Source organism: Leptospira ainazelensis (assembly GCF_016918785.1).
In the GTDB taxonomy this organism is placed as follows: domain Bacteria; phylum Spirochaetota; class Leptospiria; order Leptospirales; family Leptospiraceae; genus Leptospira; species Leptospira ainazelensis.
In genome coordinates this window covers 19,584-34,930 of sequence record NZ_JAFFPT010000027.1, presented here as the reverse complement: position 1 = coordinate 34,930, position 15,347 = coordinate 19,584, and the positions used below count along the sequence as shown (strand labels likewise).

Below are 15,347 nucleotides of genomic sequence, written 5' to 3'. Positions count from 1 at the left end.
CTGGATCTATAAATGAGTACGAAAAACGAGGGAGGGATTTATAAACCCGATCTTTTTTTACGGAATTCTTTGGGAGTTTTCCCCGTAAAACGAAGAAAGGCTTGGTTGAAAGAAGACTTTGAATTGAAACCGACTTCGTAAGCGATCGAAAGAATCGTCCGTTTCGGTTCTTTGAGAAGAAGTTTTTGAGCTTCCGTAATTCTATATTGGTTGATAAAACTTGGAAAGTTCATTCTTATCCTCTCGTTTAAAAATTCGGAAAGCTGATGACCCGTCAGAGAAACCGAGTCGGCCAGTTCTTTGAGAGTAAGATCCTCCTGTTTGTAGAGTTGACGTTCTTCCATAAATTCGTTCAGTTTTTTATGGATGAATTCCATATCCACTCCGATCAAAAGAGAACGTTCATAACGGTTTTTTCTTACCTCTTGGATAAACAGGGCAAGAGATTCCGGGTTTCCGACGGAAAAAATATACAATTGGATGAGAAGAATGCTGATCAAAACGCCGCCGGTTTTTAAGAGAGTAAAGTTTAAAGAATAGTGTCCATAGATAAGAAACAACGTCGCGATCAAACGAAAAGGAATCAAAAAAATTCCGATACGAAACGCTGGTAGGATCGGAGCGGTTTTCGAGTTTCGAAAGTAGATCCAAAAAAGATAAAGGTTGTAACCGGTCGCACAGAAGGTTGAAAAATAGATAAGGAGATTGATCGGATCCGATCCGTTTTGAAACCAGACATCGCCCGCGATTTTTGTTCTTTCATCTGCCGTTTTTAGAAAGAATGGAATTTCAAAGAGAAAAATCAGAATCAAAGGAACCAGATGGAGTCCTTCCTTCCAACCGAAATCGAATTTTTCTTTTAGAAGAGAGTTTGTGTAAAAGTGTTCGACGGGGCCGTATGTTGCGATCGAGATCGGAAGCAGAACGATCCAAATCGGAGATTGAAAGATCCATCCGCTAAAAAATCCGGAAAGAATACACTGAGTGATTCCAACGGAAATAAAAAGCGCGGAAACAAAAAAGGTTCGGAGGTTTTTTTCTTTGAGCGCCGGATATCGCCCCAAGCCCATGAGTAAACCGAGTCCGCCTCCGAATTGAATCAAGGCTTCCGCAAAAGAAGAATAAAATTCTAGCATAGACGAATCCGATATAAATCCGATCGAACCAAACTTACAAGTGAATTTGGATTTTCAAAAAGTCAATTTCTTGCTTTTTATCCAAAGCCATCTTCTATCTTATACGATTCAAGGAGAAGCGCTGTTTTTCGAAGTATTCTTAACTCAATGAATAACGGAGTCAAGAATATGAATGATGAGATTGGACTTATTCCCGCGACGAACGCGGGGGAAGGGTTTCGATTCGGCGATTTGTCAAAACAAGAGGAAATAGAATTCGGATCCAAATCGGAATTTTTGTTCAGGAAGGCCAAAGGATTTTTTTCCTCTGAAGGTTGTTTTGTTTTTCTTTTGTCTTTGATCCAGTTTACCCACATCCTCGATTTTATGATCATGATGCCTTTGGGAAGGAACTTTGAAAATCAGTTTCAAATCACTCCGAAAGAATTTTCGATTTTGATTTCTTCCTATACTTACAGCGCGTTTTTTGCGGGAATTTTGAGTTCTTTGTTTATCGATCGATTCCATCGAAGGACTTCGGCGCTTTTTTTGTATTCCGGTTTTATCCTGGGAACCCTTCTTTGTGGAATTGCAGATTCTTACTGGATCTTGTTTATGGGAAGAATTCTCGCGGGAGCGTTCGGAGGAATCATAAGTTCCGTCCTTTTTTCATTTGTGGGAGATTTGATTCCGGAAGAGAGAAGGGGAAGGGCGACCGGTGTGATTATGGCGGCGTTTTCCGCTTCTGCAGTTATCGGCGTTCCAGCAAGTTTGAAAATTTCAAGTCTTTTCGGATGGAACGCGATCTTTCTTTCGATAGTTCTCGTCAGTCTTTTGATTCTACTGGCGATGTTTTTGATCTTACCCAAAGTCGGACAAAAACAAAACAAGGAAGAATCGAATCTACAGGGTCTTAGAGAGATCTTCGGTTCGAAACGTTATCTGCCATCGTATCTGTTGATCGGTTCCGTGATTCTCGGAGGATTTACGGTCATTCCATTTTTTGCTCCCTATTTGGAAAGGAACGTGGGAGTTTCCAAGGATCACCTGTCTCTCATTTATCTCATCGGAGGATCGATCACTTTTTTTTCGGCGAGGATGATCGGATCTCTTTCCGATCGTTACGGTAAAAAAAGAATGTTTTATATTTTGGTTCCTCTTGCGTGTGTTCCGATTCTTTTTTTCACAAATCTAAAACCCGGTTCGATTGTGTTGACTGTTCTTTGTACAAGCGGTTTTTTCGCGCTGGTTTCCGCACGTTTGATTCCGGCGATGGCGTTGATCACTTCCAGCGCGGATCAAAAACAAAGAGGAAGATTTATGACGATTGTTTCCGCGATTCAAAATCTTGCTTCCGGAATCGGGGCTTCCATCGGAGGAGCGGTTCTTTCCGTCAAAGACGTTCATTCTCCCTATCAAAATTTCGAAGTGGTCGGTTTTTTCGCCGTCGCTTTTAATGTGGCGGCTCTGTTTTTCGTATCAAAGGTTAAAACTCCATTAGAATATTCTAAAATTAGAATGAATGGGAGGGATGTATGAAAAAGGAATTTTTAGTAAGTTTGGGAGCTTATTCGGCGATTGCGGCGGGATGTCTGCGCGGCGTCGCTTCGTTTGCCGTAGAATTTTTATCAGGTTTCTATTTGGAAATACTTTATTCCGCTATCGATATCTGTATTCTTTTTGCAGTCTTGGGTTTTTACTTTCGTTATCACGAACAGCTAAGAATTTCCGCGTGGATAGGATTTGTTTTTTCCATGATCGGAATCGGTTTACTCATAGGACCGGATGAATCTGCGGCGGGGTGGAATGTCTATCCTTACGGCGCGGGAATTCTTTCCTTCGGTTTGGTTTTGATCGGGATCGATTCATGGAAGTGGAATATTCTTTCCAAATGGATTCCGAGTTTTTGGATTCTTTCCGTTCTACTCGGTTCTTTCGACTTTTTTGCGAGTGGATGGACTTGGTTGTTTCTGTTGGCGGGCATTTTATTCGGCGCCGGTTTTATCGGATTGGGTTTTTCCCTTTTGCGATCGATAGGGAATCAAGGTCAAGAATGGAACACGAATTCTCAGGAATAAAAAATTCTTAATTTTGGCAGACTGTAAGCTTCGTTAAACGCCCATCCTTCCATAAAAGATTCGAGGCCTTTTATGGAAGGATAGATACTTTGTCCATCATCGAATAAGGGAATTCTCTGTTTGTTTGTTCAGAAAGATTAATAGATTCTATTATTAGGATCTACTAATTCAATTCTTAGAATCTACGTTTTACAGCGGATAAAACGTTTCTATTTTGATCCGAATCTCCGCCAGAATACGATTTGATCAGAAGGTAACGCTTCCGATCCCTCCGCCCGGAGCGGAGCTGATGATACTCGAAGCAAAATTTGGATCACTTGTGCTCATACCTGTGGTGGAAGTATGGAAGATATAGACTCCCGCACCACCGCCGATCAAGAGATCCGTATAACCGTCTCCGTTGACATCTCCGGCTGAAATCGGGCAAGTCAGCGTAGTCGCGGCGCTCAGTCCGAATGCACCTGTTCCGGCAAGGGATCTGGTCGCGTTCCCCGTATTGAGAAAAGCGCCGATTGTCCCAGTAGCGGGAGTCATAAATACATGAACCGTTCCATTGCCACCATTGGAAACGGCCGTGACGATGTCCGCTCTTCCGTCTGTGTCCAAATCTTTTGCCACAATAGAGCCTCCGAGTGCGTCCGCAGGTCCCGGCGCGGCTGCATTCACGCCCTGAATGATGAGCGGGGCCGAACTAAGATTTGTGGTATTGGATATTCCACTGCCCCCGTTGGAAGTAAATACGTAGAGTTGACCTCTGGCTCCATTGATCATAATTCCACCGGCAACCACATCGGCAAATCCATCCCCATTGACGTCTCCGGTGGCAATGGAAAATCCGAACCAGTCACCACCGGCGCTACCGGTATTATTTACGAGAGTTGTGTTTACAGCTCCTAATCCCGCCGCCGCTCCGTGATAAACGACAACCCTACCTCTCGCTCCGTTGTTGTTGTATGCTCCTATAACAATGTCATCGTAAACGTCTCCATTGATATTTCCCGAGGCGAGTGCGTTTCCAAGGGATTCGCTGGCCGCGCCTGTTAAGTTGCAGTTTGCCGTTGTCGTATCCACTGCGGTAATTCCGTTCGTACCCGTTGAATGAAAGATATGCACTTTCCCATTGGTTCCGGAACCCGGGGCTCCTAACACCAGATCCCAATACCCATCCCCGTTGATATCGCCCGTAGTTATGCTGGAACCCAATCTATCTTGGGTGGCGGCGCCTACGATTCTCGCGGAGGCAAATCCTGCATAGGAGATGGTAATTCCAGCGCTTCCTGAAGAGTAGAAGATATACGCTGCTCCTCGGTTCGCTAGGGCTACGCTATAAAGAGGTGCGCCTATAACTAGATCCGCGTATCCGTCCCCATTTATATCTCCCAACGTTACGCTTCTTCCAAAGTCCTCGGTTAGCCCTCCAACAATATACCGACTGGCAGCAGAAGAGATCGTCGTGGTGATCCCTGCAGTTCCGGAGGAATGAAAGATATAAACAATACCCGCGTAGGTGGACGATACCATATCGACGTAACCATCGCCGTTAATGTCCTTGTTGATTCCTTTTCGGATATTCGTAACCGTCGTTGTAATTGAATAAAGACCTGCCGAATCCTTACTGCGAACGCTAACCGTATGTACTGAATTCGTTTTCCAGGTGGTGGCTCCCGTCGGAAGCTGATAGATCCAGTTTGTGGTTCCGCTCGTGACATTAATATAAGGAGCGGCATCGATAGAAATTTCTACGGAGGAAACCGCCCTATCGTCTGCGGCGGTTCCAATAATAAATCCGCTTTCAAGGATTGTTCTATTTTTCAGATTTCCGATCGTAACCGTAGGTGGAGTCACATCAACCGCGGCTCCCGTTGTAAAGGACCAAGAATACGGTGCGGCAATAGGATTTCCGCTTAGGTCCTTTACTCCTACTGCAATGGTGGCCGTAATCAAAGTTCCCGGGGCTAAAGCTGCGGTTGGATCGAAGGTCGCGGTAGCGCCTGAACAGGTCACGGTTCCCGGAACCGCAGCCCCGTCACTCAAAGTAAAACTCGCCGTAGTGATCGTGGTACAATCCATCGATTCAGTAAAGGCTACTGTGATATTCGAGTTCACTGCGACTCCTGTCGTTCCGTTTAAAGGATTTACAATTGTTACCGAAGGAGCGGTGATATCCGGTGCATTTCCGGTTGTAAAACTCCAGGAATAATTTGCGGTCATTGGGTTCCCGGACACGTCTTTTACCGTGGTCGTAAGAGTTGCCGTATAGTTTGTGTTGTATGCAAGAGCGGGTGTTGGATCCAAGGTCGCGAAAGTTCCGGAACAATTTACGGTCCCTGCGACTGCGGCCCCATCACTCAAAGTAAAACTCGCGGTAGTGATCGTGGTACAATCCATGGCTTCGCTAAAGACTGCGCTTATGTTTGTATTGATTCCTGCGCCATTGGAAAGATTTGCAGGTGTGACTAAGGAAACGACGGGAGAAGTAGAATCAGGAGCGGCTCCTGTGGTAAAGGACCAAGAGTAAGTTGCAGGAATCAAATTTCCAGCGAGGTCTTTGACGGCCGTTGTAAGAGTTGCCGTATAGATTGTATTGTAAGCGAGAGCAGGTGTCGGATCAAAGGTTGCAGATGTTCCTGCGCAATTTACGGTTCCTGCTACAGCAGCTCCACCGTTGAGCGTAAAACTTGCGGTAGTTAGGGTTGCACAGTCCATTGTTTCACTGAAGACTGCCGTTACGTTTGTATTCACTCCGACATTGGTCAGTAAATTCGCCGGCGTAACCAAAGAGACGGCTGGCGCTGTCATATCCGGCCCTGCACTTGTAGTAAAATTCCAGGAATAATTTGCGGTCATTGGGTTCCCGGACACGTCTTTTACCGTGGTCGTAAGAATTGCTGTATAGTTTGTATTGTAAGCAAGAGCTAATGTGGGATCAAAGCTCGCCGAAGTTCCGGAACAATTTACGGTCCCTGCGACTGGGGCCCCATCGCTCAAAGTAAAACTCGCGGTAGTGATCGTGGTACAATCCATGGCTTCGCTAAAGACTGCACTTATGTTTGCATTGATTCCTGCGCCATTGGATAGATTTGCGGGTGTGACTAAGGAAACGACAGGAGAAGTAGAATCAGGGGCAGCTCCTGTGGTAAAGGACCAAGAGTAAGTTGCAGGAATCGAATTTCCTGCGAGGTCTTTGACAGCCGTTGTGAGAGTCGCGGTGTAGATTGTATTGTAAGCGAGAACGGGTGTCGGATCAAAGGTTGCGGATGTCCCTGCGCAATTTACGGTTCCTGCTACAGCAGCACCACCGTTGAGTGTAAAACTTGCGGCAGTTAGGGTCGCACAGTTGATCACCTCTGAAAAGACTGCGGTTACGTTTGTATTGACTCCGACATTGGTCAGTAAATTCGCCGGCGTAACTAGAGAGACGACGGGTGCAACCGCATCCACCGTGGACGCAGTTGTAAAATTCCAGGAATAATCTTCGGGCAGAGTGGAACCGTCGCTTGCCAGAATCCCTTTCGAGAGCGTAACGGTATAGACCGTAGAGGAGGCTAAAAGATTCGAAGGAGTAATCATCGCGCTCTTTGAAGTGGTGGTTATCGTTCCGGTTATGGGTGTGGAACCTTGGGTCAATCGGAATGAGGAGTTGCTGATGGAGGAAGGATCAATCTCTTGATTAAACCCAACCTGGATGGATGTATTGAGAGGAGCACCTGTAACGTCTGAACCCGGCGTGATTTGGGAGACTCCAAAAACGGCATCGCCTCCGGGAAACGTAAGAAAAGCATACAGTGGATTTTGCGAACTAGAACCTTTCACGCAATTTTGAAATAGGAAAATAAAAAGTATCAAAATTACTTTTGTTGAATGTTTCATAAACTGTTCACCTCTCGTCGCAAGAATCGACTCTTCCACTGACCGAAAGAATATCAAAATTACACGTTAAAATCCGGTTGCGTTATAACGTGAAAACTTTATCATCCGACAGCGTGATTGGTTCGAATTTGCGACTGAAAGTTTTTTCTAAACCGAAGGAATTACTTTTGGAATGGCAAACGACGTAATGGGAATTGAAAAATTCTTTAATGAGAGATCGGTTGTTGGCGGTTATGAATTTTTTTTGTAGAAAGGAGAAAAATTCTTTTGTTTTGATTTTTTTTTTGAAGAAAAAGTTTTTTCTTTCTTCCTTCGTTTTTAGAAATTCAAAGGATGATTTCTTTTTGGAAATCCGTTCGGATTCTAAGATAAGAATGAAACAAAAGAGTTTTTGTCTTTTTGTTTCGTCCGGTTTGTCGAAAAACAAAAGGGCTTTTTTTTTCTGTCCTGGATTTCAAAAAAAGCCTTTCTCAAAAAATTCTTAAAACTTGCCCAGAACCTCAAAATTCTCCGTATGAGAACTCTGTTTGGCTCGCAGTAAAAACGATGGAGTTCCAACAGATTCAGTCCCTTTAGCAATTTATGAACTTTCTAAAGGATGCATTGTTGATAAATTTTCATTGGAGTTCCTACATTCTTGTGAAACTCGAGCGCCTTGTTTCTCCTAGGCGCTCGACAGGTTTTAGGACAAGTTCTTAATAGGAATTGATTCCAAACCAGTTTCCGGTTCCACCGTTGAGTCCGGAACCGTCTATAATTCTCGAAGCGGAAGCGGGTAAATTCGTGGTCAAACCCGTCCCGGAAGAATGGAAAATATAGACTCGTCCCTGAAACGTTCCGTTGTTGTAACCCGGAGAACCCACCAAAAGATCAGCATATCCGTCTCCGTTTATATCTCCCGTCGCAAGTCCCCATCCGTAGAGATCATTCAACGGTCCGGTCATGGTAAGAGAGGCGGTGCCTGCGTTTGTAAAGCCAACGAGAGGAGTCATAAAAATGGAAACAAGTCCTTGGGCGGGCGAATTCGGAGTAGAATTTGCGATGATATCGGCCCTTCCGTCGTTGTCCAGATCTCTCGCCTTCAAAGAATAGCCGAAATGATCGTCGACCGTAACTCCTTGGATGATATAAGTCGCGGCTCCCAAACCTGTGAACGTGGAAATTCCGGCGGAGGTTGCGCTGGAAGAATAGATCACTAAGTGACCTCGGCCGCTATTTAGAAATGGAGCGCTAGCGATGAGATCGGAATAACCGTCTCCACTTACGTCCGCGACCGCGATGGAGAATCCAAATTGGTCTCCTACAACTCCGGTTCCGTTCGAAAGTGTCGTGCTGATTGCGCCGAGACCCGTAGAACTTCCGTGATAGATATAAACCCTTCCCCTTTGACCGTTGTAACCGTAAGAACCTATGGCTACGTCGGCATAGATATCCCCGTTGATATTTCCGGAGGCTACTGAATTTCCGAATAGATCGTTGGAAGCAGTTCCGGTTAAGGTGCAGGCCGCGGTAGTTGCGCTTGAATCTACGATTCCGCCGGCTCCCGCAGAATGAAAGATATAAACCCTTCCTCGAGAAGTTGTCGAGTTGGGAGCTCCTACGATAAGATCCGCGTATCCGTTTCCGTCTACGTCGCCCGTATCGATCGCGGCTCCGAATTTTTCGCCTGCAGCGACTCCGTCGATTCTTGCCGATGCAAACGCGACAAAGGAGATGTTTACCCCCGCGCTTCCCGAAGAATAGAAAGCATATACTCTTCCCGCAAAAGCGTTTGCCGCCGGAGCTCCGACGATCACGTCGGCGTAACCGTCTCCGTTGAGATCTCCTAACGTAACCGTTCTACCGAATTCTTCCGTTACCGATCCGACAATATAACGATTTGCTAAACTTGCATTGGTCGCAGTGATTCCCCCGGTTCCGGAAGAATGAAATATGTAGACAAGGCCTTGTCCGTATTCTCCGCTTATAAGATCAACATAACCGTCTCCGTTTACGTCCTTGTTGGTTCCCTTTCTTACTTGCGCGGAGGTTATGGTTGAAACATTTCCGGACGCGTCCGTACTTCGAACCGATATCGTATGTTGCGAACCCGTTGTCCAAGTGGCGGCTCCGGACGGAAGTTTGAAGTTCCAAGTTGTGGTTCCGGATGCGGTCGTATAAGCGCCTCCATCGATGGAAACTTCCACAAGCGAAACAGCGCTTGCGTCCGAAGCGGTTCCGATCACAAATCCTGTCTCTAAAAGACTCTTGTTCATAAGATTTTGAATCGAAACGGACGGGGAGGTCGTATCCGGAAGGGCTCCGGTCGTAAAACTCCAGTTATAGTTTGAAACGATCGAATTGTTCGCCAAGTCTTTGGCCCCGATCAGAATTGTTGCCGTGTAAGAAGTCCCCGGAAGAAGACCCGCGCTCGGAGTAAAAACCGCGTTGGTTCCGGAACAGGAAACGGTTCCGGCCACGGCGGCTCCGTTATTGAGAGTAAACGTAGCGGTCGTCAAGGAAGTACAATCCATTCCTTCGCTAAACGCAGCCGTGATCGTCGTGTTTGTTGCGACTCCACCGGATGAAGCGATCGGATTTACGATGGAAACGGTCGGAGCCGTAACATCCGGCGCGGAACCGGTTGTAAAGGACCAAATATAGGAAGCAGCGATTGAATTTCCAGCGAGATCCTGAACCGCAGTCGTGATCGTGGCCGTATAAGACGTGTTATACGAAAGTGTCGATATAGGAGTAAACGTCGCGGTCGTGGAGGAACAACCGACGGTTCCTGCCACAGCCGATCCGTCGTTTAGAGTAAAACTCGCGGCGGTGACGGAGCCGCAGTTTAGAGTTTCGCTGAATGCGACGTTGATCACTCCGTTGACGCTGAATCCTACGGAAGAATTCAGAGGATTTGTAACCGAAACCGTCGGCGGTGTAGAATCCGGAGCGGCCCCCGTAGTAAAACTCCAGTTATAGGTCGCCGCGATCGAATTCCCCGCTAGATCTCTCAACGCAGTCGTAATCGTAGCCGTGTAAGCGGTGTTATACGAAAGGACCGCGCTCGGAGTAAAGGTGGCTGAAGTTCCCAAACAACTCACAGTACCAGCGACTGCGGAACCGCCGTTGAGAGTGAAACTCGCGGTAGTCAGAGTCGTACAATCCACAAACTCGCTAAAAACCGCGCTTACACTGGTATTGACCGCAACCCCGGAAAGAGAATTGGAAGGGGACACCAAGGAAACCGTCGGCGGGGTAGAATCCGGAGCGGACCCGGTCGTAAAACTCCAAGAGAACGGAGCCGCAAGGGAGTTGCCCGAAAGATCCTTCACAAAAGTCGTAATCGTTGCCGTGTAATTCGTGTTATACGATAGAGCCGCCGTGGGATTAAAAGAAGCGGTGGTTCCAAGACAGGAGACGGTTCCGGCGACTGCGGATCCGTCGCTTAAAACAAAACTCGCGGTCGTCAAAGTTGTACAGTTGAGAGTTTCGCTAAATGCAACCGCAAGAGAACCGTTGATTGCAAAACCCACGGAAGAGTTCAAGGGGTTTACAAAAGAAACGGTAGGCGGGGTAGAATCCGGAGCGGACCCGGTCGTAAAATTCCAACTGAAGGCGGAAGCTATCGGATTTCCGGCGAGATCTTGGGCCCCCACCGAAATCGTTGCCGTATAACTCGTGTTAAAGGCGAGAGCCGCGGAAGGGGTAAACGTTGCCGTGGATCCAGAACAAGAAACGGTACCCGCGACGACGGCTCCATTGTTTAGTTGAAACGAGGTCGTGTTTAAGGAGGCGCAGTTCATCGTCTCGCTAAACGCGACGCTGACGGAAGTATTGACCGGAACGGAAACCGCGGAAACTAAGGGAGTCGTGAGGGAAACGATCGGAGCCGTCGTATCCACCGTGGAAGAAGTCGTAAAGTTCCAGGAAAAATCATCTCCAAGAGAGGATCCATCCGCGGCTTTGACTTCCTTGGTAAGAGTTACCGTATAAACGGTGGTGGACGCAAGGGAAGAAGAAGGTGTGAAGACAACTCCCGCGTTTGTCAGACTGAAAGATCCCGGGATCGGAGTCGAACCTTGAACCAAACGAAAGGTCGACGAGTTGATCGTGGAAGAATCCAAATTTCGATTAAAGCCTATTTGAATCGAAGTATTCAAAGTGACTCCGCTCACGCTCGAGCCCGGACTGATTTGTGAAACGCCGAACGGAACCGTCGGGGTTCCGCTTTTGAGATCGATATAGGAAAAGATCGGAGGGAGGTTGTTGGAACCTCTATCCAAACAATCGACAAAAGAAAAAAAGGATAAAACGAGAATCATAGGTAAGGATAAAAATGGTTTCATGTTAGGTCTCCGCATCGGTTCTCAATGCCTTTTGAGACTGAATATAGTAGCACAATTATAACGTAGAGTCTTGATTGCATTATAATTCGATAAAATTGATAAGGAGGAAACGCAGTTCTTCGGTTCAACGGAACGAGTCGTGGATGCGTTCTCAATGGGAGAAACGCCGTTTTGAAATCGAAAGAAAACAAAGACGGGAATACAAAAAAAAGAAGAAATTTTTTTCCACTCTGTTGTTAAGCGAAATCAAAAATTTCAAAAACGCCGTTTGTATTCTCAGAGACTGGGTTTGCCGGCGGGCTTTTCTGCCGGATGGATACGAAATAGGATTTTCAAAATCCAAACGGAGAGGATTTTCCGGACCGTGGGGGGTTCCAAACCATAAGAAAGTCGAAACCTAGCAGGAATAAACCTATACAAACAAAATTCTTTCCCCCATTTGGTTGTAAAAGAAATCCGCGTCCATGTTCGAAAAATATAGAATTTTTATTTTTACTGGGATTTTTGTAATCTTTGGGAATACCGTTTCTATTTTTGCGGAAGGACTCCAAAATCAACCGAGCGCACGAATTCCTTTGGATGAAAGTAAGAGACTCGATCCGGGTGAACTCGCTGAAAAAAAGGAAGGGATGTATATTACCGCGCTCCCGCTTTTTAGTTCGGACCCGGTTCGTGGTCAGGGAGGAGGAATCCGAGCCACCCTCTTTTTTAACGGAAAAAAAAACGATCCGTATTACGAATACGAACCTTATCGAAGCAAACTTACGATTCAACTTTTTCAAACAAACCAGGGAGTGAAAAATCATTTTATCCAATTTGATTCTCCTTATATCGCAAATACGGCTTTTCGATGGAAGAGCAGCCTTGGTTTGGATTACAATCCCAATTCTCAATACTTCGGGATCGGAGAGTCTTCCTTAAATTCTCTTTCGTATCGTCCTAGAAACCAGCCGGGTATGAGTTCCATAAACAACGCAAACTTCGACGATTATGAAAATTCTCAAGTTTACATTCGTCCTGCAAGGGCGGGATCGGAAGTGACACCGACCGTGAGCGATCAGGGATACAATCAATATCTATTCAACTCGACTACCTTGTTCAACAGTATCGACTATACGTTTTGGAAAGCGTTCAAATGGGTTTTGGCAAACGAGATTTCCAAAAATATCATCGGTCATTCCGACGGAAAATGGAATCCATCCAAGGATCCGTATCTCGCAGGTAGTATCTGGGAAACCTCGGTTCCCAATGGAGAATCAAAACTCACGGAAGACTATCAAGCGGGAAAGATAAAAGGTTATAACGGCGGTGAAATCGTTTATATGAGGGCGGGAATCGCTTACGATACGAGAGACTTTGAACCGGACCCGGATCGAGGGATTTTGATCGAGATGAACGTAGCCAACGTATCCAAAAGAACCGGCTCCGACTTTAATTATAATAAACTTTTCTTCCAGACAAAATACTTTCATAAGCTGTTTCCGAGCGTATTCGAAGAATTGGTTTTTGCCACCAGAGGCGCGTTAGGCTACACATCCTCGGGGGCTCCGTTTTCCGAAGTGCGTTATCTATGGAGTTTGGACGGCCCGATTACGGGGATCGGAGGACTTCAAACGATGCGAGGATACAGACAGGATCGATTTGTGGCGCCTATGGTCGGTTTTGGAAGCGCCGAACTTCGATGGAGATTCGTCACTTTTAAAATCGGAGATCAACTCTTTACAATGAGTTTAGTTCCTTTTTTCGACATAGGCAGGGTTTGGAATTCGGAAAAAAATCTAGGCCTCGTAGGTTATAAACATTCCTGGGGAAGCGGTTTGAGAATTATATGGAATCAGGCCACAGTGATCCTTCTCGATTTTGCAAAATCAAAGGAAGATACTCAGTTTTTTTTAGACTTCAGTCACGCATTTTAGAATATTCTAATGTTTGAATGATTTTTTAAACGCCTTTTGGGAATTCAATCTTTCCTCTATTTTACTTCTTGCCGCCAATCCTCCAAAACGAAGCGATACGAGTAGAATCGTTTTTGGCCTATCCGAAATTATAGTTTTGGTTTTCTCCATTTAAGAACGAACCAAAGGAGGGGTGGGAGTTTTTTTCGCAATTCTATCAAAAGAAAGTTCGGTACGCGTACGAGCCAACTTTAAGCGCGCGCCTTTTAGCCGGAGTTTTACGTTTTGAGTTTCCCGATCCAAGGTCTGTGTTTCTAAGTTATAAACTTAACTTCTTTGATTTTAAAAGGCTTAAAAAGGTGATTCTCGTAATCGGCGAGGGGCTTTTCGTTTTGTGGAGGCTCACACGAAACCAAAAAGGAGCCGATTCTCCATTTCCACGTGACTTTTCTCTTCGGGAAAACGCTCTTTTTCTAAAAAATTCTCTGATAAGTCTGTCAAAATGATTAAAAAATAAGCAATATGAAATTATATAATTAAAAATTAAACAACATATTTAAAAACTGCTTGCGTATTGAGCGCAATTTGGGACATTCTTATTGAGGTACTTACTATGCTTCTGACCAATTACCAGACCGATTCTTTTTATGATGAGATGTTTTCTCCGGAAGGCGGAATTCGCCAAAGTTATCATTTTCTAAAATCGAGAATCGAAACCATGGACGATCGGGAATTGGTCCGAAGGAAGACAAGCGCCGAAAAAGCCCTTTTATCTCTTGGAATCACTTTTAACGTCTATGGCGACGAGGAAGAGGAAGAAAGGATCATGCCTTTCGATATCATTCCCCGGATCATCACCGCACACGAGTGGAGAAAGTTGGAAGAAGGGCTCAAACAAAGGACAAGAGCTCTCAATCTTTTTATCAACGATATCTATCACGACGAAAAGATCATCAAGGACGGAATCGTTCCTGCGGAATACGTCTATTCTTCGCCCGGATATCTCAAGGAATGTAAGGGAATCAACCCGCCCCAAGGAACTTGGATTCATATTTCAGGAACCGATTTGGTTCGTAACGGAGATGGTACGGTTCACGTTCTCGAAGACAATCTCAGATGTCCTTCCGGAGTTTCCTATGTATTAGAAAATCGTGAAGTGATGAAAAAAACGTTTCCTGAACTTTTTGCAAGTCTTTCAGTTCGTCCTACTTACGACTATCCGATTCGTCTCAGAGGAATGCTCGAATATATGAGCGGTAAATCCAATCCTTCGATTACGGTGTTGACTCCGGGGATTTATAACTCCGCTTACTATGAACATTCTTTCCTGGCTCAAAAGATGGGAGTTCCTCTTGTGGAAGGAAGCGACCTCGTTGTCAAAGACGAAAAGGTTTATATGAGGACCACTCGTGGACTCAAGATCGTAGACGTCATTTATAGAAGGATCGACGATTCTTTCTTGGATCCTCTTGTTTTTAACAAGGATTCCCTTTTGGGTGTTCCAGGAATTTTCGAAGCTTATAAAAAAGGAAACGTCGCGATCGTAAACGCTCCAGGCGCCGGTGTTGCGGACGATAAGGTCTTATACACTTTTGTTCCTGCGATGATCAAATACTATCTTGGCGAAGAGGCGATCATTCCGAACGTTCCAACTTATCTTTGTTCCAATGAAAAGGATAGAATATTCGTAAAAGAGAATATAGCCAATCTCGTAGTAAAGGCGGCTAACGGAGCCGGCGGCTACGGAATGTTGATCGGTCCCCGTTCGAGCAAAAAAGAACAGGAAGAATTCTGCGAGCTCATCGATCAGAATCCGAGAAATTATATCGCACAACCGGTTCTCAGTCTTTCCAGGGTTCCCACTCTGATTGAAGATAAATTGGAAGGAAGGCACGTGGATCTCAGGCCGTTTATTCTCTACGGAGAAGACATCTATGTGATGCCGGGCGGTTTGACTCGTGTTGCCCTTAGAAAGGGATCTCTTGTTGTCAACTCGTCGCAGGGAGGCGGATCAAAAGATACCTGGGTGATGGGCGAAGGCTAAAACGATACACATAAATC

Annotated in this window: 7 protein-coding genes; 4 read left to right on the top strand and 3 right to left on the bottom strand. The window is 45.6% G+C overall.

Features of this window, described 5'->3' with window-relative positions:
* Nucleotides 1–38: 38 nt before the first annotated feature.
* The gene (locus JWG44_RS07775; RefSeq protein WP_205274399.1) at nucleotides 39–1,136 is read right to left on the bottom strand and encodes a helix-turn-helix domain-containing protein; all 1,098 of its coding nucleotides are present in this window, start codon (nucleotides 1,134–1,136) and stop codon (nucleotides 39–41) included.
* A gap of 168 nt (nucleotides 1,137–1,304) precedes the next feature.
* On the opposite strand from JWG44_RS07775, the gene JWG44_RS07770 reads away from it, so the two are divergent.
* Together JWG44_RS07770 and JWG44_RS07765 are read left to right on the top strand one after the other, a co-directional pair.
* Nucleotides 1,305–2,654 carry an MFS transporter gene (locus JWG44_RS07770; protein WP_205274398.1) on the top strand — a complete coding sequence of 450 codons (1,350 nt, stop codon included), beginning with the start codon at nucleotides 1,305–1,307 and terminating at the stop codon, nucleotides 2,652–2,654.
* Nucleotides 2,651–3,193, top strand: coding sequence for a hypothetical protein (locus JWG44_RS07765; protein ID WP_205274397.1), 543 nt, complete (start codon nucleotides 2,651–2,653; stop codon nucleotides 3,191–3,193). Before JWG44_RS07770 ends, JWG44_RS07765 begins: the two co-directional genes overlap by 4 nt.
* Nucleotides 3,194–3,439: 246 nt before the next feature.
* Here JWG44_RS07765 and JWG44_RS07760 read toward each other — a convergent pair whose 3' ends face one another.
* Complete coding sequence (locus JWG44_RS07760) at nucleotides 3,440–7,063, bottom strand: Ig-like domain-containing protein (RefSeq protein WP_205274396.1); 3,624 nt, start codon at nucleotides 7,061–7,063, stop codon at nucleotides 3,440–3,442.
* A gap of 695 nt (nucleotides 7,064–7,758) precedes the next feature.
* Complete coding sequence (locus JWG44_RS07755; RefSeq protein WP_205274395.1) at nucleotides 7,759–11,391, bottom strand: Ig-like domain-containing protein; 3,633 nt, start codon at nucleotides 11,389–11,391, stop codon at nucleotides 7,759–7,761.
* A 464-nt stretch (nucleotides 11,392–11,855) separates the two neighbouring features.
* Here JWG44_RS07755 and omp85 point away from each other — a divergent pair, with 464 nt between their 5' ends.
* Both omp85 and JWG44_RS07745 read left to right on the top strand, forming a co-directional pair.
* Complete coding sequence (omp85, locus tag JWG44_RS07750) at nucleotides 11,856–13,307, top strand: Omp85 family outer membrane protein (RefSeq protein ID WP_205274394.1); 1,452 nt, start codon at nucleotides 11,856–11,858, stop codon at nucleotides 13,305–13,307.
* 592 nt (nucleotides 13,308–13,899) lie between these two features.
* Nucleotides 13,900–15,330, top strand: coding sequence for a circularly permuted type 2 ATP-grasp protein (locus JWG44_RS07745; protein ID WP_205274393.1), 1,431 nt, complete (start codon nucleotides 13,900–13,902; stop codon nucleotides 15,328–15,330).
* Nucleotides 15,331–15,347 lie beyond the last annotated feature (17 nt).